Source organism: Neobacillus sp. 114, assembly GCF_030127045.1.
GTDB lineage: Bacteria > Bacillota > Bacilli > Bacillales > Cytobacillaceae > Neobacillus > Neobacillus rhizophilus.
On the sequence record NZ_CP126144.1, the window covers coordinates 4,120,532 to 4,146,129 of the forward strand.

31 protein-coding genes and 1 pseudogene are annotated in these 25,598 nt (G+C 39.0%); 5 read left to right on the forward strand and 27 right to left on the reverse strand.

Going from position 1 to position 25,598, the window contains the following annotated elements; translation table 11 throughout:
• Positions 1–285: 285 nt before the first annotated feature.
• The 4 genes from QNN06_RS19930 to QNN06_RS19945 are packed head-to-tail and all read right to left on the reverse strand — an operon-like array spanning position 286 to position 3,475.
• Positions 286–1,356, reverse strand: a complete 1,071-nt coding sequence (locus tag QNN06_RS19930) for a tartrate dehydrogenase (protein WP_284035836.1) — start codon at positions 1,354–1,356, stop codon at positions 286–288.
• A 1-nt stretch (position 1,357) separates the two neighbouring features.
• Positions 1,358–1,942 (reverse strand): FumA C-terminus/TtdB family hydratase beta subunit, encoded by a 585-nt coding sequence (locus QNN06_RS19935; protein ID WP_213119099.1) that lies wholly within the window; start codon positions 1,940–1,942, stop codon positions 1,358–1,360.
• A gap of 12 nt (positions 1,943–1,954) precedes the next feature.
• Entirely contained in the window at positions 1,955–2,797 is an 843-nt protein-coding gene (locus QNN06_RS19940) for a fumarate hydratase (protein WP_284035837.1), read from the reverse strand.
• A gap of 3 nt (positions 2,798–2,800) precedes the next feature.
• Positions 2,801–3,475 carry a GntR family transcriptional regulator gene (locus QNN06_RS19945; RefSeq protein ID WP_213119097.1) on the reverse strand — a complete coding sequence of 225 codons (675 nt, stop codon included), beginning with the start codon at positions 3,473–3,475 and terminating at the stop codon, positions 2,801–2,803.
• A gap of 366 nt (positions 3,476–3,841) precedes the next feature.
• On the opposite strand from QNN06_RS19945, the gene QNN06_RS19950 reads away from it, so the two are divergent.
• A complete protein-coding gene (locus QNN06_RS19950; protein WP_217036256.1) occupies positions 3,842–5,233 on the forward strand; it encodes an amino acid permease in 1,392 nt (463 codons plus the stop codon).
• A 109-nt stretch (positions 5,234–5,342) separates the two neighbouring features.
• Here QNN06_RS19950 and ytaF read toward each other — a convergent pair whose 3' ends face one another.
• From ytaF to QNN06_RS19980, 6 genes are all read right to left on the reverse strand, one after another.
• On the reverse strand, positions 5,343–5,948 hold the full coding sequence (gene ytaF, locus QNN06_RS19955) for a sporulation membrane protein YtaF (RefSeq protein ID WP_217036237.1): 606 nt from the start codon (positions 5,946–5,948) through the stop codon (positions 5,343–5,345).
• 167 nt (positions 5,949–6,115) lie between these two features.
• Positions 6,116–6,871, reverse strand: coding sequence for a twin-arginine translocase subunit TatC (gene tatC, locus QNN06_RS19960; protein WP_284035838.1), 756 nt, complete (start codon positions 6,869–6,871; stop codon positions 6,116–6,118).
• Positions 6,872–6,998: 127 nt separating this feature from the next.
• Positions 6,999–7,934 (reverse strand): LCP family protein, encoded by a 936-nt coding sequence (locus tag QNN06_RS19965; protein WP_284035839.1) that lies wholly within the window; start codon positions 7,932–7,934, stop codon positions 6,999–7,001.
• 92 nt (positions 7,935–8,026) lie between these two features.
• Complete coding sequence (locus tag QNN06_RS19970; protein WP_217036231.1) at positions 8,027–8,674, reverse strand: helix-turn-helix domain-containing protein; 648 nt, start codon at positions 8,672–8,674, stop codon at positions 8,027–8,029.
• A gap of 348 nt (positions 8,675–9,022) precedes the next feature.
• Entirely contained in the window at positions 9,023–9,757 is a 735-nt protein-coding gene (locus QNN06_RS19975) for a TPM domain-containing protein (protein WP_217036229.1), read from the reverse strand.
• Positions 9,757–10,335 (reverse strand): LemA family protein, encoded by a 579-nt coding sequence (locus tag QNN06_RS19980; protein WP_213119090.1) that lies wholly within the window; start codon positions 10,333–10,335, stop codon positions 9,757–9,759. The genes QNN06_RS19975 and QNN06_RS19980 overlap by 1 nt, the downstream gene beginning before the upstream one ends.
• Positions 10,336–10,536: 201 nt before the next feature.
• Between QNN06_RS19980 and QNN06_RS19985 the strand changes: the two genes are divergently transcribed.
• Positions 10,537–11,190, forward strand: coding sequence for a hypothetical protein (locus tag QNN06_RS19985; RefSeq protein WP_217036227.1), 654 nt, complete (start codon positions 10,537–10,539; stop codon positions 11,188–11,190).
• 284 nt (positions 11,191–11,474) lie between these two features.
• Here the strand turns inward: QNN06_RS19985 and QNN06_RS19990 are convergent, their stop codons facing one another.
• The 13 genes and pseudogenes from QNN06_RS19990 to QNN06_RS20050 all read right to left on the reverse strand — a co-directional run bounded on the left by QNN06_RS19990 (position 11,475) and on the right by QNN06_RS20050 (position 21,195).
• A complete protein-coding gene (locus QNN06_RS19990; RefSeq protein WP_284035840.1) occupies positions 11,475–12,740 on the reverse strand; it encodes a glutamate-5-semialdehyde dehydrogenase in 1,266 nt (421 codons plus the stop codon).
• Between the two features lie 88 nt (positions 12,741–12,828).
• Positions 12,829–13,599, reverse strand: a pseudogene (gene proB, locus QNN06_RS19995) (glutamate 5-kinase); the annotation flags it as partial.
• 23 nt (positions 13,600–13,622) lie between these two features.
• Entirely contained in the window at positions 13,623–14,444 is an 822-nt protein-coding gene (proC, locus tag QNN06_RS20000) for a pyrroline-5-carboxylate reductase (protein WP_284035841.1), read from the reverse strand.
• Between the two features lie 14 nt (positions 14,445–14,458).
• Positions 14,459–14,647, reverse strand: coding sequence for a Fur-regulated basic protein FbpA (locus QNN06_RS20005; RefSeq protein WP_213119085.1), 189 nt, complete (start codon positions 14,645–14,647; stop codon positions 14,459–14,461).
• A 362-nt stretch (positions 14,648–15,009) separates the two neighbouring features.
• On the reverse strand, positions 15,010–15,282 hold the full coding sequence (locus QNN06_RS20010) for a hypothetical protein (protein ID WP_213119084.1): 273 nt from the start codon (positions 15,280–15,282) through the stop codon (positions 15,010–15,012).
• Positions 15,282–15,995, reverse strand: a complete 714-nt coding sequence (locus tag QNN06_RS20015) for a pirin family protein (protein WP_284035842.1) — start codon at positions 15,993–15,995, stop codon at positions 15,282–15,284. Before QNN06_RS20015 ends, QNN06_RS20010 begins: the two co-directional genes overlap by 1 nt.
• A gap of 267 nt (positions 15,996–16,262) precedes the next feature.
• Complete coding sequence (locus tag QNN06_RS20020; protein WP_213119082.1) at positions 16,263–17,240, reverse strand: ring-cleaving dioxygenase; 978 nt, start codon at positions 17,238–17,240, stop codon at positions 16,263–16,265.
• Between the two features lie 19 nt (positions 17,241–17,259).
• On the reverse strand, positions 17,260–17,937 hold the full coding sequence (rpiA, locus tag QNN06_RS20025) for a ribose-5-phosphate isomerase RpiA (RefSeq protein ID WP_213119081.1): 678 nt from the start codon (positions 17,935–17,937) through the stop codon (positions 17,260–17,262).
• A 45-nt stretch (positions 17,938–17,982) separates the two neighbouring features.
• Positions 17,983–18,594, reverse strand: coding sequence for an alpha/beta hydrolase (locus QNN06_RS20030; RefSeq protein WP_213119080.1), 612 nt, complete (start codon positions 18,592–18,594; stop codon positions 17,983–17,985).
• A 26-nt stretch (positions 18,595–18,620) separates the two neighbouring features.
• Complete coding sequence (locus QNN06_RS20035) at positions 18,621–19,229, reverse strand: flavin reductase family protein (RefSeq protein ID WP_213119079.1); 609 nt, start codon at positions 19,227–19,229, stop codon at positions 18,621–18,623.
• Positions 19,230–19,251: 22 nt separating this feature from the next.
• Positions 19,252–20,190: a ring-cleaving dioxygenase gene (locus QNN06_RS20040; protein WP_213119078.1), complete on the reverse strand. Its 939-nt coding sequence runs from the start codon at positions 20,188–20,190 to the stop codon at positions 19,252–19,254.
• 122 nt (positions 20,191–20,312) lie between these two features.
• Positions 20,313–20,711: a DoxX family protein gene (locus tag QNN06_RS20045; RefSeq protein ID WP_213119077.1), complete on the reverse strand. Its 399-nt coding sequence runs from the start codon at positions 20,709–20,711 to the stop codon at positions 20,313–20,315.
• Positions 20,712–20,772: 61 nt separating this feature from the next.
• Positions 20,773–21,195, reverse strand: a complete 423-nt coding sequence (locus tag QNN06_RS20050) for a MarR family winged helix-turn-helix transcriptional regulator (protein WP_213119076.1) — start codon at positions 21,193–21,195, stop codon at positions 20,773–20,775.
• Positions 21,196–21,400: 205 nt separating this feature from the next.
• On the opposite strand from QNN06_RS20050, the gene QNN06_RS20055 reads away from it, so the two are divergent.
• Positions 21,401–21,676: a hypothetical protein gene (locus QNN06_RS20055; RefSeq protein WP_213119075.1), complete on the forward strand. Its 276-nt coding sequence runs from the start codon at positions 21,401–21,403 to the stop codon at positions 21,674–21,676.
• Positions 21,677–21,727: 51 nt separating this feature from the next.
• Here QNN06_RS20055 and QNN06_RS20060 read toward each other — a convergent pair whose 3' ends face one another.
• Positions 21,728–22,027, reverse strand: a complete 300-nt coding sequence (locus tag QNN06_RS20060) for a TIGR04104 family putative zinc finger protein (protein WP_213119074.1) — start codon at positions 22,025–22,027, stop codon at positions 21,728–21,730.
• Positions 22,028–22,237: 210 nt separating this feature from the next.
• Between QNN06_RS20060 and QNN06_RS20065 the strand changes: the two genes are divergently transcribed.
• Both QNN06_RS20065 and QNN06_RS20070 read left to right on the forward strand, forming a co-directional pair.
• Positions 22,238–22,606 (forward strand): recombinase zinc beta ribbon domain-containing protein, encoded by a 369-nt coding sequence (locus QNN06_RS20065; protein WP_213119073.1) that lies wholly within the window; start codon positions 22,238–22,240, stop codon positions 22,604–22,606.
• Between the two features lie 102 nt (positions 22,607–22,708).
• Complete coding sequence (locus tag QNN06_RS20070; protein WP_213119072.1) at positions 22,709–23,119, forward strand: GNAT family N-acetyltransferase; 411 nt, start codon at positions 22,709–22,711, stop codon at positions 23,117–23,119.
• A 109-nt stretch (positions 23,120–23,228) separates the two neighbouring features.
• Here QNN06_RS20070 and QNN06_RS20075 read toward each other — a convergent pair whose 3' ends face one another.
• The 3 genes from QNN06_RS20075 to QNN06_RS20085 form a co-directional block, all read right to left on the reverse strand.
• Positions 23,229–23,999 carry a hypothetical protein gene (locus QNN06_RS20075; RefSeq protein WP_284035843.1) on the reverse strand — a complete coding sequence of 257 codons (771 nt, stop codon included), beginning with the start codon at positions 23,997–23,999 and terminating at the stop codon, positions 23,229–23,231.
• The gene (locus tag QNN06_RS20080) at positions 23,986–25,035 is read right to left on the reverse strand and encodes a hypothetical protein (RefSeq protein WP_213119070.1); all 1,050 of its coding nucleotides are present in this window, start codon (positions 25,033–25,035) and stop codon (positions 23,986–23,988) included. Before QNN06_RS20080 ends, QNN06_RS20075 begins: the two co-directional genes overlap by 14 nt.
• A 168-nt stretch (positions 25,036–25,203) precedes the next feature.
• The gene (locus QNN06_RS20085; RefSeq protein ID WP_213119069.1) at positions 25,204–25,383 is read right to left on the reverse strand and encodes a hypothetical protein; all 180 of its coding nucleotides are present in this window, start codon (positions 25,381–25,383) and stop codon (positions 25,204–25,206) included.
• Positions 25,384–25,598 lie beyond the last annotated feature (215 nt).

The window sequence follows — 25,598 nt, forward strand, 5'->3', positions numbered from 1 at the left end:
ATCTATGAGATTTATATAGGTTAGGGGTTTTTTAATTTGAGTTAACACTTAGAACGCAATTCATTTGAAATGCCAGGGCATATTTTACCGTTTGATCTCTGTTTAGACCCTATGGGGGTAAAATATGACTTCTATTTTTACCGGTCAGCCATCTCTCCAACACTTCACAGGTAAAATAAGACCTCTATTTTTACGGGTCACCTCCTTTCTAATACCTTTTGGGGAAACACAAAAAGAGGCTGCCCAAGTATTGATTTGAGCAGCCTCCCTTTCTTAACTATTAATTTAAGACACTGAACAAACCTCTTTCAACCGGCTGCAAATAGCTTCCCCAACCTCATTGGTGGAGGATGTGCCGCCTATATCCGGAGTTTTAATTCCGTCGTTGGTAACATCTTCGATAGCATCCAAAAGCTTTTGACCGAGTTCATGCTCGCCAAAGTGATCGAGCATCATCTTCGCTGTCCACACCTGTCCAATTGGGTTGGCAATTCCTTTACCATAAATATCTGGCGCAGATCCATGTACTGGTTCAAACATTGAAGGGTACTTTCCATTTAAATTAATATTGGCTGCAGGCGCGATCCCGATACTTCCCATGATGGCCCCGCCAATATCCGTTAAAATATCCCCGAATAAATTACTAGCGACAATCACGTCAAAAATTTGCGGTCTTGTTACGAAAAAGGCAGCCAACGCATCGATATGATAGGAAGCGGTTTGAATATCGGTATAATCTGCTTTTACCTCATTAAAGACCTCATCCCAAAACGGCATCGAATGGAAAATCCCGTTTGACTTTGTCGCGGATGTGACATGCCCTCTTCTCTGTTTCGCTAGTTCAAATGCATACCGCATCGCACGTTCTGTGCCTTTTTTTGTAAAAATGGCATTTTGGATAGCGACCTCATCTTCCCCTCGATGAATCCTTCCGCCAACCTCACTATATTCACCCTCACTATTTTCCCTGACAACAATTAAATCAAAGTCATTTGGATTAATTAAAGGTGATTTCAATCCTTTAAAAAATTTAGCTGGACGAATATTAATCGATTGCTCAAATTCTCTGCGAATCTTAATTAATAAACCCCATAAAGAGACATGATCTGCAACAACCTGAGGGTTCCCGATTGCCCCTAGAAAAATGGCATTAAAGTTCTTTAAAATATCCAAGCCGTCCTCTGGCATCATTTTTCCATGCTCCAGGTAATAATCACAGCTCCATGGAAATTCTGTATACTCAAATTTTAAGCCGCCATGAATTTCAGCCACTGTATCTAGAACTTTTGTTGCTACTGGCACTACTTCTTTCCCAATTCCATCCCCTGGAATGACAGCAATTTCTAGTTTCTTCATATTATATACCTACTCCCTTATTCGCGTTTTTATTGTAATTTTCATACTTGGCTATTTCCTGTTCATACAAATCTTGACCGTGCGCATCATAGGCAACAAGTAACGGGAAATCTTCTACCTCAAGCCGTCTGATTGCTTCTGGCCCTAAGTCCTCATAAGCTACTACCTCAACATCTGTTACCCGTCTGCTTAAAATCGTGGAGAGCCCGCCGACGGCAGCAAAGGAAATGGCGCCATATTGCTTACATGCTTCTTTGACCATTTCTCTTCTTGGCCCCTTACCAATCGTTCCTTTTACCCCATATTCATACATGGCAGGAGCATAAGGATCCATCCGATAAGCTGTTGTCGGAGCCACTGGCCCAATGATTTGCCCAGGTTTTGGCGGACACGGACCGGCATAGAAAATGACTTCGCCCCTTAAATTAACTGGCAAAGACTGGCCAGATTCAAGCAGGTCTACCATTCTTTTGTGGGCTGCGTCGCGGGCCATATAGATGGTCCCTGTTAAGAGAACCTGGTCCCCTATCTGCAACATTTGGATATCTTCATCTGTCAGCGGTGTTTTTAACCGGTATTCTGCCATTAAAATCCCCTCCTATAACACAGCCGTCTTTTTACGGGCAGCATGACATTGAATATTTACCGCAACTGGCAGTGCAGTTATATGACAGGCATATGTTTCAATTGGCACCCATAGCGCCGTACTGGTCCCGCCTAACCCTTGCGGCCCTATTCCTGTGTTGTTAATTTCCTCAAGGAGTTCTTTTTCCAGCTGCGCAATATGCGGTTCATGATGATGAACACCGATTTCCCTCAAAACGGCATGTTTCGCCAGTGAGGTTACTTTATCAAAGCTTCCGCCGATGCCAACTCCGACGACAACAGGCGGACAGGCCTTCCCGCCTGCTTCTTTAATCGTTTGTAAAACAAAATTTTTAACCCCTTGCCTCCCTTCACCAGGAAGTAAGAATTTCATCGCACTCATATTTTCACTGCCCCCGCCTTTAGGCAGGACCGTGAATTTAATCTGGTCTCCGGGAACGATTTCAGTATGTACGACTGCCGGTGTATTATCCCCGGTGTTCACGCGAATGAGTGGGTCACCGACAACTGATTTTCTTAGATACCCTTCCCGATATCCCGTGCGCACCCCTTCTTGGATTGAATCCAAAAAGTTCCCGCCCGTTATATGGACATCTTGGCCTACCTCTACAAATACAACGGCCATGCCCGTATCATGACAATACGGCATGTGATTGACCTTGGCTTCTTCGGCATTTTCTAGAAGCTGCTGCAAGATTGTTTTCCCAATCGGCGATGCTTCTGTCTTCTCAGCCCTTCTAAATCCTGCTAATACATCTTCAGGAAGGTAATAGCAGGCCTCCCAGCAAAGCTTGGCAACGGTTTCAATGATTTGATCAACATGAACGATTCGCAAAAATTATCTCTCCTCTAATTGTTCGATTACATGAACTAAGTTACTTAGATCCTCTTGCGTATGCTCTCTTAATCTATCAGCTGCTTTTTTCGGGTTTCTTTCTTTTATTGCATCATAAATCTCCCTATGTCCTTTTAAAATCGTATTGAAGCGGTTTTCACCTTGGATGTTTAATACACGGTAATACTGGATCAAACCATTCAAACCCTCAACAAGCTTCATTAATCTGGGGTTCCCGCTGTACTGGATAATTAGTTCGTGAAAACGGGCATTACATGCAATAACCCTATCTGTTATTACTTCTTTCATTGCTTGCTCAGAATCTTCTAACGTTTTTTCAAGCTCCTGCAGCTGTTCCTCTGTCGCTCGTACCGCTGTCAGTTCAACAGCAGTAGATTCCAGGGAAATCCTGCATTCGTAAATATCCCGCACATCCTGTAAGTTTGGTTTGTAGACTGATATTTGTGACTTTTGATCCATTACTAGTAAACCTTCCATCACCAGTGCCCGAATCGCTTCTCTTACTGGGCTCCGGCTGGTATTATAAAACGTCGCAATTTGAGCTTCATATAATCGATCCCCTGGTTTGTATATACCATTAAAGATGCTTTCTTTTATCGATTGTTGAATTTGTTGATAATAAGGTAACGGCTTTTGCAATGGATTGCATTCCAACATTTGCACACCTCTTTTCCAATTTTTAATTCGTATCTAATTTTCTTGTCGACAGTCGAGTGTTATATTTTTATTATAATTAAAAAATTCAGATATTTCAAATCCGAATTTTCATTTACTGGCCTGTTTTAGGCTTTTTTAGCAAAAAGACCAGGCGGTTCAAATTTTATTGGATTCAAAATTAAGTTTTACAAGTATTACGTATTCGTGAAAACACTTTTGTAAGTTTACTTCATTTTTTTCAAACACATTAGTATTAGGCAACTTTTGTATATCTCCATTTATTAAAACATAGTTGTTTTATTAACCTTAAAAACTTCAATTAAAATAATAGGTTGTTACTTTTTAAGGTAGAAATGGAGGTAATCAATGAAATCTTTTATGAGAAGGAAGTCCATTAACGAACTACAGCAAGAAGGCACAAATAGTACCGGACTTCAACGTGTCTTGGGATTATGGCAGCTGACAGCGATCGGGTTGGGGGGAATCATTGGTGTAGGAATTTTCGTTCTGACTGGAGTGGCAGCTGCAGAACATGCAGGACCTGCCGTTATCTTATCATTTATTATCGCGGGGCTTGCCAGTGCGGCAGCGGCATTATGCTATGCGGAATTCGCCGGCTTAATTCCAGTCGCGGGCAGTGCTTATACCTATAGCTACGCTGTCTTGGGTGAGGGAGCCGCTTGGCTGATTGGGTGGGATTTATTGCTTGAATATACCCTGGTCATTGCAGTAGTGGCGATTGGATGGTCAGGGTATATGCAAGAAATATTACAGCAAATCGGTATTCATGTTCCTGTATGGGCACAGGGGGCTCCAGGAACAGGTGCCGGCCATAAAATTGACCTGATTGCCATGATAATTAGTTTAGCCATTGCCGGGCTGCTAACGATTGGGATGAAATGGGGAGCACGATTTAACAACTTGATGGTCATCATCAAATTAAGCATCGTGGTTGTGGTCATTGCCGTCGGCAGCTTTTACGTTGATACTGCCAACTGGCATCCGTTTATGCCATTTGGTTTTCACGGTGTGATGGGTGGTGCCGCACTGGTATTCTTCGCCGTATTCGGATATGACACATTAACCACTGCTGCAGAAGAAGCGAAAAATCCGCAACGCGATTTGCCACGGGCGGTGGTCCTGTCCTTAACGATTGCTCTTTGCCTTTATATCGGCATGTCCCTCGTGATTACAGGAATGGCTCCATATGAAACTTTAGGGAATGCAGCCCCGATTGCGAAGGCCTTTAGTCAAGTGGGGTTGAATTGGATTACCTTGATTATTTCTGCGGCCGCCATCACTGGGATTTTATCGGTACTGTTTTCCTTTATGCTTGCCGGTTCACGTATATGGTTCGCGATGAGCCGCGATGGTTTGCTTCCGAACTGGTTTGCAAAAGTACATTCCAAATATAAGACCCCCTACCGCCCTACACTGATTATTGGTGCGGTAACAGCTGTTGTTTCCGGCTTAACTCCAATCAATGAAGTCGCAGAACTCGTCAACATCGGAACCCTGTCCGCCTTTATCCTAATTTGCGCTTCCATCATGGTGCTGCGCGTCAAACAGCCTAATCTGGAAAGGCGATTTAAAACGCCGTTGGTTCCATTCGTCCCTATTATCGGGATTGGTTTTTCGATTTATCTAATTATCAGCCTGCCTTCGATTACTTGGATTCGCTTCGTGATTTGGATGTTGGTGGGGTTTGTTGTTTATCTTTTGTACGGTAAACGAAAGAGCAACCTTTCTAAAAATTAATCTTTAATGGAGCTGCTTCGGCGGCTCTTTTTTTGTATGGAAAGCTTTTAATGAGTAGAAATAAAGAAGAGAGTTGGCAAACACCCCACCCCTCTTTTTAAATCAGTTTTTATACAATCATTTCGTAAACACCAATCATTATTAACAGTATACCCGCAGCAAAATTAGAATACTTGCCAACGTTCATACCACAAATTTTACCTCCAAGTTTTACTCCACTCCAAATGGATAGTACCGAAAATAATCCAATCGAAATTGTTGTTAAAACTGGAGAAAGACCTGTAATACCTGCTCCCAACCCCATTACTAAACAATTGATTGCTAACGCAAACCCTAATAATATCGATTCCTTTACTGAAATCACTTTATCATCGTTAACATCTGCCGAATCTGGTTGACTGATAACATGTGATAAATTAGAGTCAACTTTCACTTTGCTTGGAGTTTCTTGAACAGAAAAGGAGTCTGCTATGCATTTAATCCCAATACTACTAATAATTAAACCACCAACAAAATTGGCTAATGCAATAGAAATAAACTGCGTAACGAATTCACCTGCAATAATGGAAAGATAAGCACAAACCATTGAGACGATAGCAATAATCAAATTAGAAGCAAAGGGAATTCGCGTTGACCTTAATCCATAAGAAACACTAATGCCTAAATTATCTAGATTTGCCGCAATACCTATTAACAAAATAGATAAATAATGCATATTCTCCTCCTGTGGGTGTGCTGTTCATCTAGCTGCCACTTTAGAACAATTCTTTTGTGTATTTATATATTCGAATGGTTTGAATTATGTTAATAAGGTTTCAACTCTTCGAAAATATAAAAAGGAGACCCATTGCTGAGCTCCCTCAAAAAACTCTATTCATTTTTTTAATTGTTAATTAGCTCCATTTCTTTATTAAAATCTTGAACACTAAGACTTTTTTGCATTCGTTTGAAAACCATTTTGGATAATAAAACGCTTATCTCATATATTAGAATCAGTGGAATTGCTACGGAAATATGAGAAATAAATTCTGGCGGAGAGATCATCGAGGCTATTATGACCAGAATGAAATACGCATATTTTCTGAGTTTTACTAATTTATATGGATTCACAATGCCTAAAGTTGTTAAAAACATCGAGACAAGAGGCAATTCAAACGCTACACCAAAAGGTAAAGTCATATTTATTAAAAAACTAAAATATTTATCTGCCGTAAAAGAGGTTGTAAACATATCATTTCCTAATTTGATAAGAAAGCTCATAACATTTGGGAAAATAAAAAAATAACCAAATGCCAGCCCTCCAATAAAAAGAAAGAACAAGGCAGGAATATACGCTAATGTAACCTTCCTTTCCCCTGGCTTTAAAGCAGGTTTTACAAATAACCAGATTTGCCATGCAGCTATTGGGATTGTTCCAGTTACAGCAATAACAGTTGCGATATGAAAATAGATCCAGATAATATCGCTGGGGCCGAGAACCATTAATTTATAATCAAGATTGCCCATAAAAAAAACATATATTTCTTTGACATAAACCATTCCTAAAATAAAAAATAATATGAAAACAATTGCCGAAATAATTAATCTTTTTCGCAACTCATCAAGATGCTCCGTTAAATTAAGTTCTTTATCATCCATAGTGTTACTCCTGCCTAATAAATTGAGACATTCCATAAAAAATGCAAGATGCCCACTTTCCATCATGCATTTTTCATGGGCAATTTTATCAATTTTACATCTTCATTTTCTTAATAACCCAAAATGATTATAATGATAAAAAATCATTTAGAGCAGACTTATTTTGTTCCAGGTTGATACTTAACACTGCACCAACGTTGTTGAATTGCTTATTTGTATAAGACCCATCCACGGGAATACGCATTGTTTTTATGTCATTAGATTGATTAGTAAGCAAATCTTTTCCCAAAGACAATAAAGTAGGTGTATCCAAATTAGTATCAACATATGGGTTTATAACCCCTAACATTTTAGGAAGTTTTAAAATACTTCCTACGTTCATAGCTTGATCCTTCAACTTGCCTATGACTTCCTGTTGTCTTTGAACCCGGCCAAAGTCACTTAATTTATCATGTCTAAAACGTACATATCCTAATAGCTTGTCCCCATGCAAGGTTTGTTTTCCAGGTTCTATTGTCGTTCCTATTCCATACGACATTTTAGAAGGAACATCCACTTCGATTCCATCTGGTGCAATAATATCGGCAATCTTTGAGAACCCTTCAAAATCAACTATAGCGTAATAATTTAAATCAATATCAAAGTTTTCTTTAATGGTTTGTCGAAGGAGCTCTGGCCCGCCATATGCATATGCTGCGTTTATTTTTTGCTTTCCATGACCCGGAATATTAACATATGTATCTCTCATAATAGAAATCAACTTAGATTGATGAGTATCCTGGTCATAATGGGCAATCATAATGGAATCCGTTCTGGCATGCTCTTCCCCACGAGAATCGCTTCCCAAAAGGAGCACATTAATTCTTCCAAATTTCACATCTTCTCCTTGAAAAGCTTTCGCTTTTTTCGTATCATCTTTAAATTTCCCGCCCTCAGCAAGTGAAACTCCTTGTTTATATTGATAAGTTGCATAAGCACCCACACTGCCAATCATTAAGAGAAGAATTAAAAGAATAATCCTTGTCCACTTGACACGTTTTTTCCTACGTTGCATTCTTTCCATAGTACACCTTCCCGATTATTTTTATTTTGTAAATCCTATCAATTCCCATTAACAACCAATTATAGGAATTAAACAATTTCTTGAATTCACGATCACTGTTTAATTGTTAGTAAATTTGCAACAAGTTGAATGGCCATAGCATCATCAATATAACCGACTGGAAAAATGTAATCTGGAATAACATCCACTGTTACTATAAAATAGATTAGTGCACTTCCAGCAATTGCAAGCTCTCTTGGCGTTCCCTTATTTAAACGAAACCTCTCAAACATATCTTTTAGCTGGCTTATAAAAGGACCTAAACTGCCAATCTTTTTAAGCTTTTCACCAAAGCTTTTGAGAATACTTTCTTTTCCCTCTTCCGTTTGTGCATATTGTTCATAATTTGCTAACTGCCGTTCAACACTTGCTATGCTAAATTCAGAATCTATTAAATTAGAGGCTTCAAGTAACTTTTGAATACTTTCAACAGACATAGTGATATCAGATTGCTGAATTTCTTTTTTCTCTTCAACTGCAAAGCCTGCAGCGATAAATAATTCAGAGATGGGAACCCCTAAATAATCAGCAAACTTTTGTAAATGCTCCGGCTGCGCTTTTCGTTTACCATTTATGATCCGGGAGATTGTGGCTGTGTCAATACCAGTAAGTTCACTCAGCTTCCGCATGGATAAAGAACGTTCTTTTAGCAATTTCTTCAATAACAAACCAAGTTTGTTATCCCTTTTCTGTTCCGCCATTTTCGCTTTCATTCCTTTTTTACAATTCGTCGTATGAACATAGGAAACTATTAAAAACATAAAGAAAAATTTTCACAAAATTATGTACAGTTTCTCCAGTTCGGAAAAAAATGCTATTAGAAATATACATTTGCGTTGACAATTTGTCAACACGAATTTTTCCTTTGTCAAAATTAAATGATGGCTTTTCAATGTTTCAGCTTTTTTGTAAAGGCTATTAAACCAATATGTGCCCGTCAAATTGTTAAAAATATAAAAAGCCTCAGACTAATTTAACAAGTCTAAAGCTTAAGGGTGGGGATGACTCTTATAACCAGTTATATTTATGGAAATTAACTATCATCAAGTTTACCAGCCGCGGCTTGCACCGCCGCCACCCGAAGAGCCTCCTCCACCGCCTCGGCCACCACCTCCACCCCCTTTGCCATCGTCTCTAGACAGAATGGAAAGAACGAGATAGGTTAGGGCCCCTCCAAAAAATTTGAAATCAAGAAACACAAGAATAATGACCAAAAGAAAAATTAACCAACCTGGAATGCCGATTCCTTCATCCTCTCTTGGCTGGTCTCCTGCTTTACCATATTCGGCAAGAACCTCTTTTACCAGTACCCTATATGTTTCGACTACAGCTATATTGGGCTGCTCACTTTTTAGGTTGGGAATGGCGTATTTATCAAGAATTCTGCCTGCTTTTCCATCGGGAATCCTCCCTTCCAAACCATAGCCAACCTCAATCCTCAATTTTCGCTCGTTCATGGATAAGACGAGGAGCACACCATTGTTGTCCTTGCTGTTTCCAATTCCGTATTGCCGAAATGCTTCATTGGCATATTCTTCAATGGTTCTGTCGCCTATTGTTTGGACCGTTAAAACGACAACCTGCGCAGTTGTTTGGTCTTCAACCTTTCTTCCTAAGTTTTGTAATTCTTCTTTTTCCTTATCATTTAATATATGGGCAAAATCCTGGACGTAAATATCGCCAACTGGTTCTGGGATTTGGACATCCTCTGAAAATGCCTTTCCTGCAAAAAGGAAAATAGTCAAAAATACCAAAAGAAAGCTGATGGCCTTCTTTGCCTTCATTATCCATTGCCTCCTCCAAAATCAACCTTTGGAGCTTCAGAGGCCTTAGGATCTGCTTCAAAATATTCCTTTTCATCAAAACCTGTTATAGCTGCAATCATTACACCCGGAAAGCTTTTTACTTTTTTGTTATAAATCGCAACCTGGTCATTATAATCCTTGCGAGCAACGGCAATTCGATTTTCTGTTCCAGCCAATTCATCCATTAATTGTGTAAATTGACGATCTGCTTTTAGATTAGGATAGTTTTCAACAACAACAAGCAAACGGCTCAATGCGCCAGATAATTCGGCGTTAGCTGTGGCCTCTTCCTCCGGCGTTTTAGCACCGGCAAGTCTTGCACGTGCATCTGAAATAGAAGCGATGACTTCTTCTTCGTGGGCTGCATATCCTTTTACGGTATTTACTAAGTTGGGTACTAGGTCCAGTCTTCTCTGTAATTGATTTTCAATTTGAGCATAAGATTGATCGACGTTTTCTTCTAAATTAACAAAGTTATTATAACTGGACATTAACATAAATCCGAAAACAACGATGAACACTCCAATTATACCTAATCCAACAGAAACTTTTTTCATTTTCACAGCGCTCCCTTCCATACAGTATATAGCGCTTGAAAATAAATGCCTCTTTATAGGAATATTTTCACAAAACTGGACCTGCAGAATTGGCCAAGTGAATCGTAAAGCCCAGATGAGAAATACCTAGCCCTAAAGCATTTCACTGAAATATCCAAAGTATAATAATGATTAAGATCATAAAATGGATGTGATTTTGTTATGGAATGGAAACCTGATAGGTTATTAGTTTTAATTCTTCTTTATGTGATTCTTAGCGGGTTCATGTTCTGGCTGCCAATAATAAGAGGATTATTCGATGGACCAACATACACGTGGTCAGGATGGATGGGATTAGGCGGATCTGGAATAGGAGGGCAGTATTGGCTGTTATTGATTCTTGTTTCCTTAATGACTTCAATAGTTATTTTGGGGTGGAGAGGAGCTCAAAAACCATTTCATTGGTTATTGCTAACATGGTTTATTCTTTTAGTCATTGAGTCAGGTTCTTGGTTCTTTTCTTCAGAAAAGGTCCATTTTAAAGGGGATACCCTAGGACTCGATTTTTCTTTGGAAAAAATAATTTTTCCTTTCGATGTATTTTTTTTGGTTCTTACTTGCTTATGGATTATTCGTGATAAGAGGTCAACTTCTCCCTTCCAATCACCTTCTTGGAAAAGATTAAATCGTAATCTATTAATTGTATTTTTTTGCTTTTTCCCAATTCAATTAGTACTTCTTAGGTTTTTTGATAATAACAGGATATTTGACCAAATTGGAGTAATTCTGACTATATTTCAATGGATATTATTAAATTTATCGTTCTATCCATGGCAAAGTCGAAAACCACAGAAAAGCCCATCCAGACGTTCTTAAAAATTGGCTCTTTTCTAATATATTTCTGCTATAAGGATTCGCAAATAAAAGGGTTGAATTCGCAAACAGAACTCGTAAAATCGCAAATAAAAATACTGTATTCACAAATAAAACCTAAACATACCCCAAAAAAGTTTAATATTACTCTTTGTTACGTCGATTCTATAGAATGAAGCAACAATATTTACGAAAATAGCTTAAAAAAATAGTTATAGCCTATTGTAAAAAAATCAAAGAAGCTGATCTAAAAGCACGCAATATGCCTTTAAATCAGCTTCTTTACCTTATCTTATATGGCCATTTCCAGCCATTATATATTTGGTCGTCGTTAATTCAGCCAATCCCATCGGTCCGCGTGCATGCAGCTTTTGGGTAGAGATTCCAATTTCTGCACCGAGCCCAAGTGCCCCGCCGTCCGTAAATCTGGTAGAAGCATTATGATATATCGCAGCGGCATCCACTAAGTCCATAAACTTCTTAGCAGTTTTACAGTTTTCAGTAATAATAGCTTCCGAGTGTTTCGTTCCATATTTATCAATATGTTCAATCGCTTCTTCCACACTTGTGACCGTCTTAATGGCGAGATCCAAACTCAAGTATTCTGTCGCCCAATCCTCAACGTTTGCCAGTTCAGCACCAGGAATAACCGCCGCCGCTTTTTTATCAGCATGGACGGAAATATTGTGGTCTTTCAACGTTTTAATCAACGCCTGTTTATTGTGCTCCAGCCAGTCAAGATGGATAATTGCCGTTTCCACCGCGTTACATACAGCAGGTCGATCCGTTTTGGCATTCACCATTATGTTTAGCGCCTTTTCCACATCCGCTTCCCTGTCAATATATAGGTGACAGTTACCCACTCCTGTTTCTAAGATAGGTACTGTCGCTTCATTGACAACTGAATAAATGAGCGAAGCCCCACCTCTTGGAATTAACACATCTATATGCTCTTTCATCGTAAACAGCTGCTGAGTGGCGGTGCGGTCTGTACTCTCAATCAACTGAACCGCCTCTCTATGGATTGCCGTCTTATCCAGCGTTTCCTGAATCACTTTAAAAATAGCTTTATTTGAAAAAATGGCTGAGGAACCTCCCTTCAGGAGAATGGCATTTCCTGATTTCAAAGCAAGCCCTGTTGCATCAACAGTCACATTCGGCCGTGCCTCGTAAATCATACCGATCACACCTAAAGGGACACATACTTTTTTAACAAGAAGTCCATTATCAAGTGTCCACTTGGAAAGGGTATCGCCGACAGGATCTGGAAGCTTGGCGACTTCACGAAGTCCGCTAGTAAAATCAAAAACTCGTTCTCTTGTTAATGTAAGACGATCCAAATAGGCCTCGCTATACCCTTCGATTCTCCCGTATTTTATATCGATTTCATTAGCCTTCAATATGTCCTCCTCTTTCGCTTCTAGCTGATCTGCTAACAGATTGAGGGCTTGATTTTTTTCTTCTGTCGATAAGATACTTAGTCTTTTGGCCGCTTTTTTTGCCTTGATTGCCTGAATTTCAATTTTTGTTGAATCCTCTCTTAAAAGAACCATCGAATCCCTCCATTTTTTTTAAATATGATTGGGAAGATAAATACCCTTTCTTTTAACCTCCTGTTTTTGAAACCATTTCCCGTTTGATAAAATAGGTCCCCGTTGCTTCTTGATGGACGGCATCTTTTAATATATTAGGCGTTCCCGCTTTCCCTAAAAAGGAAAGGATTCCGGACGCCATGGCGATTTTAAAGGCATCAATTTTCGATTTCATTCCGCCTGTTCCAACCGAGCTTCCAGAGCCGCCGGCTGCTTCTTCGATTTTAATGGTAATTTCGTGAATGTGTTCCAACCTTACAGCGTGGCTTTTTTTGCGGGGATCTGCATTATACATCCCATCAATATCCGAAAGAATAATTAACATATCGGCATCGATTAGTCCTGCTATCTTGGCGGAAAGAACATCATTATTTCCAAACTTTAAGCGATTGACTGTCACCGTATCGTTTTCATTTATAATTGGAACAATTCCACGATTTAGCAGGACATTGATTGTATTTCTAGCATTGTTATGACGGTTTTCATCCGATAAATCCTCTCTAGTGATGAGAATTTGTGAAGCAACATAGCCGTGAGATAGAAAAAGCTCAGAATAGATTTCCATCAATAGACTCTGGCCAATCGAGGCGGATGCTTGCTTTTCCGGCAGAGCGCTCGGTGGTTCAGTAAAACCAAGTTTTCGATAGCCCGCTGCTACAGCACCAGATGAAACAAGCAGCACCTCGTGGCCTTCATCCTTTAATTGCACAACTTCTTCCACCAATTTTTCCAATTTCCTGCGGCTAATTTCACCACGAAGGCTTGTGAGTGAGCTGCTGCCAATTTTGACAACTACTCTCTTTTTAAAGCCTGAGGTCATCCAATCACTCCTATTTGGCGTCTTTAATAGTGGCTGTTCATTTCCTGAGAACGTTTTGCTGCTTCTTTAACGGCTTGCATAATAGCCCTTCCTCCGCCATGCTTCTCCAATGCCTCCAATCCGGCAGCCGTGGTACCATTCGGAGATGTCACTTTTTCTCTTAGCTCTGCCGGCGTATCCGTTTCCTGTATCATCATTTTGGCGGCACCCAAAATGGTTTGTGCACTTATTTGCTTAACTATAGCGGTATCAAGGCCGCACTCTTTTCCTGCCTTTTCCATATGTTCAATTAAGTAATAAAAATATGCAGGGCCACTCCCAGCGATCCCTGTAAAGATATCCATTTTATCTTCGTCAATTTGATAAACAGTACCCAAACATGATAATAATTCCCTCACGATTGTCATCACTTTTTTTGTGGCATGTTTACCGGGACAGATCGCCGTGGCCGATTCACCAATCATACTGGATGTATTGGGCATAACCCGAACAACAGGCTGCCCTTGTGGAAGATATCTCTCAATCGAGTTCGTGGGAATCCCTGCTGCAACTGATAGAATGATATGATTAGGTTTAAGCTTATTTGAAAGGTATTGTAATGAGGATTCTATGTCTTTGGGCTTCATGGCTAATATGAAGATGTCAATATGTTCAAAGGTTAACTCTTCTCGACTTATTCCCTTAATATCGTAAGTATTCTGGAGTTCCCGCAAACGTTTTTGATTCCTTCGGTTGGAAACCAGTATTTGTTTGGAAGGTATTTTGCCGGTATTAACAATACCTGCAATCATCGCCTCAGCCATAGAACCGGCTCCTAAAAAAACGACTGTTTGTTTGTTTAACATCCCATTCCTCCTTTTTAAGGGTGAAGATATTTTTCTTTTTTACTGGATTCCAAATTATAGATATAGTTGTACTCTTCCTCTAAATCACTTAAAGTCCATTCATATAGATGCTTATTATTCTTTTTATAAACACCTGATTGAACAAGCTGATCCATCAGAAATTGTCTTCTTTGCTTAACCACAGTTCTAAGTAAATTTTTCAAAACAGAAACCTCCCGTTTTTCAAAAAAAATAATAGTAATTAGTTGTCTTCTACATTTACGGCAATTGATGGAAGGCAGGGCGTTGTGTTAAGGATCAATCTCCCCCTTTCCCATAAATGCCATTATAAAGAGGCGTTTTTTAAGAATTTGTCGATTGGGCTCGCATTTATTAAGTCTTAAAGGAATCTTTATCTTTCTTTAATAAAAGAAAAATAGATGTATTATTTGAAAAAAGGATTCCGTATTTTCAAAGCGGCATTAAAGATATTTAAAATGAAAAAACCCGCCATTCTCCTAAATGGCGGGTAAAAAATTCATTTTCAATATAATTCTGATTAGTTGGCAGTCCTCAACATTCATCACTAAACTGGATAAACCGTTTTATGATCAGCTAGTATCATTAATTGATTTTCCTTAGGCAGGAACTTTATTTGGGCATCTGAGGAGTAAAACCAAGTCTTTTCCTTTTCTTTTGTTACGAATAAATTTAACTCATCTTGAAATTCCAACACCTTCGAAGCGGTTTCCTCATCGATAGGGAGCGATATCAGCCAATGATCCTCTTTTTCATCAATCGTGTAGGTTTCTGATTGACATAGCAATCGGCTGCCTATGGAATGGCGAATCATTAACATTAGAATTCACCTCCGGGTAAGTCAATTAATAAAAAGAAACTATCTTGACTTGCTTCAATCGTAATTTCCGGAAGATTTGTGATTCGGGCAGCATCCCTGGACTTTAAAATGTTATCATTATTAATTGATATTTCTCCCTCAATCGTAAAGACGTATATTCTCCTGCCTTCTTCCTGCCGAAAGGTCAGTGTCTCCTTCCCATCCAATCTGGATAAATAAAGGGTTAAATCCTGATGAATTTTAGCTACCCGCTCCGAACCGGTATGAGAGATAACTGGTAAGAACTGATTATGCATTTGCTCTAAGTCATATGAAATATCCTCATAGGAAGGCGTTAACTTCTTTTCATCCGGTGAAAACCATAGCTGCAGGAATTGGACTTCTTCCTGTTTTGACGCGTTAAATTCAGAATGAAGCACTCCGGTTCCAGCACTTATCCGCTGAATACTTCCAGTGCCGATGATTCCAGCGTTCCCTAAGTTGTCCTCATGCTTAAGCTGTCCCTTTAATACAATTGAGACAATTTCCGCTTCACGATGGGGATGAATGCCAAAACCCCGTCCCGGCTGGACTGTATCGTCGTTAAAGACACGAAGCGGGCCAAAGCGGATATTGGATGGGTCATAATATTCTCCAAAAGAAAAACTTAAATTACTCTCCAGCCAGTCATTTTTTACTGTATAGCGTGCACTTGCAGGGTAAAGCTGAATCAATTTCTGTCACTCCTCTGATGATAGTAAAATCATGAAAAAAAAGTTGGAAAATATAGCAGACTTTCATCCGCTATATGCTCCAACCCCCTTCATTAGCTATATAAGCTTGGCATATTTAGGAATACAAGTGATGACGTAAATGATAGTCTAATTTTTAACATTTGAAATCATCCTTAATTCGAGATAATTGTAATCGAAATAATTTTTATTGTCAAAAAAAGCAGTTGAACTTTTTTAAAAATTATTGATAAGTAATATCGGCGAATTTTATTCTTTTTCAAACACTTTGGTACTTCTTACTGTATCAATCGGCCGGACCAGTTTTTCAATTTGCTCGCGTTTCGATTCAAAAAATGGCGGTAATGATAGTTTTTCACCAAGTGTTTCATATGGTTCATCCCCCATAAATCCTGGTCCATCTGTTGCAATTTCAAACAGAATTTGCGGGGCAACATTCGTATATAAGGAACCAAAATAATAGCGTTCCACATAACCGGAATTCGGCAAGCGGAAGGATTGCATGCGTTTCGTCCATTCATCAATTTCAGCACGGTCTTCAACTCGGAACGCAGCATGGTGTACAGTTCCAAACCCTTGGCGTGCCCGGGGAAGAATGGCATTATACTCAACAATCACCTGTGCGCCATTCCCGCCTTCTCCTGTTTCAAACAAATGGTAAGAACCATCTTTATCAATTTCTTTAAAAAGTAATACCTCTTCCATAATTGCTTTAAAGTAATCGAAGTTGGAAACACGGACAAAGACCGGTCCTAATCCTGTAATGGCATGTTCTAATGGGATTGGTCCATTTTGCCAAGGTATACCTGCGGCAACACCTTGATTGTTCTCATCGGAAATCAATTGGTATTGCTGATCATCAAAATCAACAAAGGACAGTGTTTTCTTACCAAATTGCTCTTTGATTCCTGTATGTTCAATATTTAACCGGTTAAACCGGTTTAGCCAATAATCTAATGCAGTATCATTCGGTACACGAAAGGATGTTTTTGAAATCTCGTCTGTCCCATGAACCCCTTTTGGAATTCCTGGGAAGTCAAAGAATGTCATGTCCGTCCCTGGACCGCCTACATCATCTGCAAAAAATAAATGATATGTTTGAATATCGTCTTGGTTCACAGTTTTCTTTACTAAGCGCACCCCTAATACATATGTGAAGAATTCATAAATTTTTTCTGCGCTGCTTGTAATGGCTGTAACGTGATGTACACCCTTTAATTTGTTCATGTTTATTTCCTCCCAATTATTACTGTTTTTCTCTTTCTAGCAAAACCGGCTTATGACCTGGATCTATTGTAATCACCATATCTGCCATGCCAACAAACAAGCCATTATCAACCACACCGGGAATGTTGTTCAGGATACTTTCCAACTCTTGAGGCTTTATGATACTGGGAAATGAACAGTCAATGATAAAGTTGCCATTATCCGTTTGAAATGGCATTCCATTCGTTTGACGCAATTTAGTTTTCCCTTGTAATTCCCTTATATAATTCTCAGTCTGCACCGCCCCAAAAGGAACGACTTCGACAGGAAGCGGAAAGGCTCCCAATGTTTTCACCATTTTCGATGGGTCAGCCACTACAATAAATTTTTCCGCAGCCTTGGCTACGATTTTTTCCCGAACTAGGGCTCCGCCACCACCCTTAATGAGGTTCAGGTTAGAATCGAATTCATCGGCCCCATCTATTGCAATATCTATTTTCTTAACCTCGTCCATACTGGCTAATGGAATTTGTAATTTTTTTGCTAATTCTGCTGTTTGAACCGAGGTTGGGATTCCTTGAATGGAAAGCCCCGCTTCCACTAGCGCTCCAAGTTTCATAAGTGTAAAATAAACGGTTGAACCAGTTCCAAGCCCAACTACCATCCCATCTTTAACGAAATCAGCTGCTAGTTCTCCCACTATATTCTTTTCATTCAAGGTTTCCGCCTCCCTCTTCCTGGCCATTTTCGAATGCAGTAATTATTATTTAATTATTTCCTTCCGATACCAATTTGCGGCAGCATTTACCTCTTCTACCGTTAATTGATGTCCTCGATTCTCCCAGTGAAGCTCTACTTCTGCATTGGCGTTCTGTAATAACGATTGAAGTTCTGTAGATTCCATTGGTGAACAGATTGGATCATTCGTCCCAGCAGCTATAAACACGGACGTTCCGGTCAAATCAGGAAGCTCAATTCCTTTTCGCGGTACCATTGGATGATGAAGAATGGCAGCTTTTAAGGCATTTTGGTAATGAAATAATAAACTTGCCGCGATATTTGCTCCATTTGAGTAACCAATCGCAACGATATTGTTTCGGTCGAAACTATACTTTTCAGCAGCTTCATCCAGAAACTCATTTAGCTCTTTTGTTCGAAAAATAAGATCTTCTTCGTCAAAGACTCCTTCCGCTAGCCTTCTAAAGAATCGCGGCATACCATTTTCTAATACATTCCCTCGAACGCTTAAAACATTGGCTTCATCGTCAATCATGCCCGCAAGTGGCAGCAGGTCTAATTCATTGCCACCCGTTCCATGAAGCAATAAAAAGGTGGGTTTTGTTTGGTCTTGCCCTTTATTGAATACATGTTTCATCCTTGTTTTCCCTCCAGAATGTGGAACTATTTAGGTCTTTCAATTTCAAAAATGTCACCAATTTTGGCATAACTATTTCCCGCCAATCGGCTGACAGCAGTTAGTCCCCTTGGGTCTATTCTTCCATTTTCATAAATGCTGCTTTCAATATGATATTGAACAATTTTTCCGATAATCAAATCACACCCAGGAGAATCTTTTCCTCCCAATTCTATTGAATGCTCTAATAAACATTCCATCCTGACTTTCGCTTCCTTTACTCCCGGGACTGAAATTCTCACGCTTTCCACTGGAGTTAAATCCGTTAAGTCTATTTCACTTTGGTCAGGGGGAAGAGTCGCCGCTGTTTTGTTAACTTCTGCAACATTTTGTTCGTCAACGATATGGACCACAAATTCATTGGACTCCAGGATATTTCGCGCTGTGTCCTTTTGCCTCCCTGCTGAACGTTGAATGGATAAAGAAATCATTGGGGGGTTAGCTGACACAATATTAAAGTAGCTAAATGGTGCACCGTTCAACACCCCATCCTTCGAAATCGATGTGACAAACGCAATAGGCCTTGGGATAATGCTTCCTATCAAGAATTTATAATTTTCTCTTTCGCTAATTGTTGCAGGGTCAATCGAACGCATAGAAATCAGTCCCCTCGAGAAATTAGTCTAATGGCCTTACTTCAATTGGAATCAGCACTCGTTCTAGTTGTGCTCTATGTGGTTCATACTGGGAAGGCAGCATCAACTTTTCTCCCATTGTCGCTTGTGATTCATCATGCGCAAATCCTGGAGGATCCGTTGCAATTTCAAACAGAATTTTTCCATGCTCTCTAAAGTAAATTGCATTAAAGTAGTTTCTATCCTGTACTGGTGTTACCCCGTACCCATGGCGCTTTACATATTGCTTCCAATCTAATTGATCCTCATCATCCTTTGCCCGCCATGCAATGTGGTGTACGGTACCGACACCCATTTGCCCGAGTCCAATTGGAGTTAATTTCAGGTCAATAATATTACCGATTTCAGCTGTTGAACGATAACGGGCTAAATCGCCTTCTTTACCGACAAATTCGAGCCCCATTACCGTTTCTAACAATTCCGCTGTTTTATCAGGCTGTTCCGATAAAAGGGTTGCTCCGCCAAATCCTTTTATCGCCACTTCAGGTGTTACTCCCCCAAAGCTCCATGTATTAGCTTCCCCTTCTTCTCTTTCGACAATTTCCAAATGAAGTCCATGTGGATCATCGAATTCTAAATATTGCTCTCCAAAGCGTTCTATTTTTGTGAAAGGAATCTCGAACTTTTCTAATCGCAGTTCCCAAAATCCCATCGCTCCTTTAGGAACCACATATGATGTTACCCCAACTTGACCGTCTCCAATGATTCCTTGACGAGCACCTGGCCAAGGAAAGAAGGTTATGATAGTCCCTGGTTTTCCACCTTCATTTCCAAAATAAAGATGATAGGTCCCTGGATCATCAAAATTGACCGTTTTCTTTACCAAGCGCATCCCTAAAACGCCGGCATAGAAATCTACATTTTCCTGTGGATGTCCGACAATGGCTGTGATATGGTGTATACCCATTGTTTTCTTACTCATTTTTAAACACTCCCTTTTTCGTGAGATAATTAAATGAATTCGATACCTTAGTTTATTCCTAGTCCATTAATTAAAATCTTTTCATTTTAATTATAAATTAAGATTCTTAAATTCGAGATATTTTAGAATAAAAATGCATCTAATGCATATTGACCAGGGCCGATTAAAGCTACACCAATTGCAACAGCAAGCAAAGTCAGGTTAAATTCATATCCATTTGCTGTTGCCCATAATCCATTAGGAGCATGAACCTTGATAATCGCCATTGCCATCGTTCCTGCAATCAAAATTCCTGCAAGCGGGGTTAATAATCCTAAAGCAAACAATAATCCGCCGAAAAGCTCTGCCAAACCTGCTAGAATTGCCATGGTCACTCCTGGTTTTATGCCAATAGATTCAAACCAACCACCTGTGCCTTTCGGGCCGTAACCACCGAACCAACCAAACAATTTTTGCGCACCATGCCCTACAAATAGTAAACCAATTACCAAACGAATAATTAACAAACCAATATTTAACATTTTAAAAGCCTCCTAATTGTTTTTATCTCGGATTCGAGATATTTTAAAAAAAAATTAAAATCTACACTTTATCTCTTACTTTTTTTAAAAGCCGGACCAATGTTTCTTCCTCATCAGAATTTAATGAATCAAACATGGAATTCACGAATTCATGATATTTTGGCATGATTTCATCCATCAAAGCATTACCAGCATCCGTTAAGGTCACATGAATCACCCGGCGGTCATCCGGACAGGCATTTCTGCATAACAGACCTCTTTTTTCAAGCTTATCTATTACATAGGTCATCGAACCACTCGAGATTAATATGCAATTTCCGATTTGTTGAATGGTTTGTTTCCCTTTTTGATAAAGTACCTCCAGAACAGAAAACTCCGTAATACCAAGATTGTTTTTTGCGATTTCATCTTTAATGCGTTCATGAATAGCTTTTGATGTTTGCATTAATACTAGAAAGGGCAAATTCGAGCATTTCCTGTTCATTTCCTTCACCTCCTCCGAAATCTTGAATTAAATTATCTTGAATCTGAGATAATCATATTACTTAAATTTCTTTTTGTCAATAACCTTTTTTCGATTTTTGTTAATCAACTGGTTAACTTTCCAACTTACAGAATGATGCACGAGAACCGTCCCCGTGCATCATTCTGTAGATTCAGGACAGATTATCACTTAGAGGTGACATTATATGGACTTCCCCACAATTTATACAAATTTTTGGGATGCTGTCATAGCTGTTCCAGTTGTCATGATTTTAACACAGCTCTTGAAAGTATTTTTTAAAATTTCAAAAAAATATGTCCCTGTGGTCGCATTGGCACTTGGGTTGATATTTGCCATATTTATTAGCCACCATCACAGCTTAAAGGCAGGAATTTTTATGGGATGGTTTTATGGATATGCGGCAATCGGGAATTATGCTGCATTAAAAAATACAATATTAGTTTTTAGAAAAAACGCTTAGAAGCGGGCACGGCGGGAGGGTAACTTGTACTTTTTTAAATGAAACGATCACTCACCAAAGTGGCTCATCTTTTTCACTTAATATTAAAAATAATGGCATTGTAAACAGTACCAATAATATTATAGGAAGTTCTAATATTAGCATGGATGTTAAAGATAAATTAAACATTACCGTAAACGGAATAGTTATTATCGGGAATAAAGCCAATAAAGATGTGGCGTTTTTTGAAGACTTGCTTTGATATTGGATTTCTTCACAAAGATTGCATTTCATACTTTTGCGGAATGTTAATATTTTTTTTAATGAATCCAACCAAGACCATTTTTCTCTACAGTTTTGGCAAGTAGGCATTAGGTGGCTCCCCCCCCCTTTTTATCCTTTTAATACCTTATACGTTATTTTTTAATCCTAAGTTTCATTTTATTGGAAATTAACAACTTTCGGTAAAACTGCTTTACAGATTTTTAGGACAAATTCAACTACTAAATTACTCTACTATTAATGAATAATGATAGATTCTTGGTCATATAATAGTCTTAAAAAGGGAAAGAAGTGGTTCGTATGTCATTTTTTGCAGGAAAAATCTACTGTAATTTTTGTATGAAACCATTTAGAAGAAAGCCCGGCAATGGTCCAGGAAAGTGGGTATGTCAGGGAAATACGCATCATCATACTTGCAATCCAAATACCGTGGAAGAGAATTGGTTAAAATCCGTGATAGGAATGAGATTGTATTGGGACGAGAAGGATTATTTAGATAGATTGCTAGAGGAACAATTAAATCATATTGTTTTCGAAAGCAAGCATAGACTAGTAATTAAGTTCAACAATCCTATGATTGACGAAATCAGGCTTTTTGATGGAAATAATTACTATGGTTCAAACTTTAGGGTTTATGATTTGGGTTGGCAGTATGAAGATGTTTCATAATATAGATAACTGGCACCATTAAAACCTTTCTATCTGGTACTTTCTGGGGAGCCATCCATCCATTACAATTATTTTCATCTTAACAAATTGGAGGATGGAAAAATGAATGATTCTTTACAATTAACGTACAAAATCAATGTTCCAATCAGTGCAGAGGAGCTTTCTACAGTTTTTAAAGCATCCGGCATTAAGCGGCCTGTTGACGATTTACCTCGGCTGCAGCGGATGCTTGATCATGCTGATATTACAATTACGGCTTGGGTTGGTGAAAAACTGGCTGGAGTAGCCAGAGCTATTACCGATTACAACTATTGCTGCTATTTATCGGATTTAGCTGTAGACAAGACCTATCAAAAAATGGGGATAGGCAAGGAAATGGTCAGATTGTTGCAAGATCAAATTGGAGATGAAGTGACGCTCATCTTACTGGCCTCTCCGATTGCCATGGAATATTATCCGCGCATTGGGTTTGAGAGAATAGATAATGGATATATGATTGCACGGAATCGTTGAGCATATGTTTTTTCCATAACGCCCGGGACACCGTTTCTTCCTGTCTCCCGGGCGTTATGAGCCTTGCATAGCAGCGCCCCAACCCTCTAATAAAAGGAAAATCCATCTTTTACTTAAAAAATAGTACCACCAACACTAATAGAATGGATACACCCTGCCCTACAGCCAGCCCAATCAGCCATTTTTTAAATAGCTCTTCCTTCTTCGCAGTCGCATCCGCATTCAGTTTCCATTTCTCTTCCCATTGCTCCTGAAAATCTCTTTGGTCCTGCTGCTGTTTTAGGTTCCATTGCTTAACCTCGGCTAGCAGGCTGACTTCAACATTTTGCAGGTATTTAGAAATATCCGATACTCTTTCACTCATTGCCTCATATTTTATATTCGTGATGGAGGCCTGGTCGGTAATTCCCTGTGTAAATAGAACACTAATCTGCTCCTGCGATGACCGAATGGCCTCTAGGACCTTTTCGGTTTGCATTTCCATGAACTTATAATCATTGCGCTGCCGTTCTTTTAAATCCTCTAGCAGCTGTTCCGTCTTCGATAAATATTCTTGATATTGCTGATGCCACATGGCAATCTTTTTTTCCAATAGGGTTAACGTTTCATTAAAATGGTGCATCCTGCTGTCAAACAATTCCGACTGAGGAGCGATGATTTCTTCTTTTAGCTTGTCACTGATATCTAGAGGAAACTGACTCAGTGACTGCCGCATATTTTCAACAGACTCAAATACTTCCCCATTCAATTCGGCTATCGTTTGTTCCCGGTCTTTTAATAATGTCTTTAATTCATCATAAAAAAGAAGGTTATTGATTTTTTTTAACGATTGAATCGCTTCATTATATTTTTCATCCACGGTTCTGTTAGAAGTGCTCATTTCCAATAATCCTTTCTGCATGCTTTAAAATCATCAGGCTGTATTGATGATACAACCAGCGTTCCACGTCCGGCGTCTGCTCCCCAAACAATTTTGCCTGCCATTTTGAAACGGCTTCTACAAATTCTTCTTTTAAAAATTCATCCAGCTTTTGGAGCCGTTCTAATTCTTGGTTTTGTTCCCAGAGCGCCCTTGTAAATTGTTCTTCTAACGTTGCCAAGCTCAATTCCTTTTGCCGTTTTTGCTCTTGTAGTTCGGCTGCTTTTTCTGAGGCCATTTGATGCTGCTCCTTTTTGGCCGCAGACTGCAGCAAAAGATCTCTTTTTCCCATTTGCTTAACATGATTCAATTGGTTTATATAATACTCGTAAACTAACATGTTGTTTTCATTTAATGTATCTGCAACAATCCGATAATCCTCTTCAAAGTTTTTCAGGACTAAATACTGGTCAAGTCCCCGGCCATGCTTCAAGGAAAGGCTGGACGCCTGCGGATTGGATTGGAATACATAGCTTATGTCAGGAGCGGCATCGCGAAAAATTCGCGCTAATTTTCTTTCATTATCATCCAGCTGCTTTCGATAGAACTCCGCCATCTCCGCTTCTACCTCATTAAAGCCTTCTATCAGTCTGGTCGTTTTCCTATCCTTGAACACGACTTGATCTTTTTTCGGATCAAATTCAAATTTCATATTTAAAAAACAGTTGAATTTTTCCAATTGAATAGATTCTAACTCCAATAGCAGCCCTTCATAATGGGTTATTTCCTCTTGTAAATACTGGACAGCCTTGGTCAGATTCTGATAACCCAGCTCTTCTTCTTCAATGCGATCCTTTATAAGCTTTATTTCTTTTTCCAGCCTGTCCAGATCAAGATTGTTCTGTCTATGAATGCTTTTCATCTGCATTATTTGATATTCCGGTGTGAGTACTGTCTTGTCATCAAAGCACGTAAACTCTTCATTAAAGCGATCCATAGCTTTATGTAACCATTGATCCTTTTCTTCCTCGAGTCTAGCAAGCAAATCGATGCTCATGCTACATAACCTCTATTTGTTATTTTTAATAATAAAAACTCTCTATTACCATATTTAAGATGATATATACCATCTTACTATAATTTCTAGATTTTTCTAACCTTCCTGTCCAATTTTTTATAAAAATAAAATGCCAGGCATACTGAGGATGCCTGGCATAGTAAGGTTTTAACCCTTGAAATAAAATAAAGCAATTAAAAAAATGATTAAGCCTATTAAGAAAATGGGGCCAACACCGGAACTGTATACGACATAAATTTTAACGTGGATAATCACATTGATTATAAGAACAATCAATAAGATTAATAGCAAGAACATGACGATCAGCACATTATTATTCTTGTTCAAAATATCAGCCCTTTTCAGAAGCTTATGAGGGGAACGAATGCTTGTCCTCTTACATAAATATTTTCACTTTGGTGATTTTATGCTAAGAGTCCATTAAAGAATGACCCACTATTCACTTAGAAAAAACTGAATTGGTAACAATGGAATAAAACTACCATGGATTTTACTTAGTATTCCTGTTATATTAGTTATTGTCGCTTCTAAGCGAAGGACAC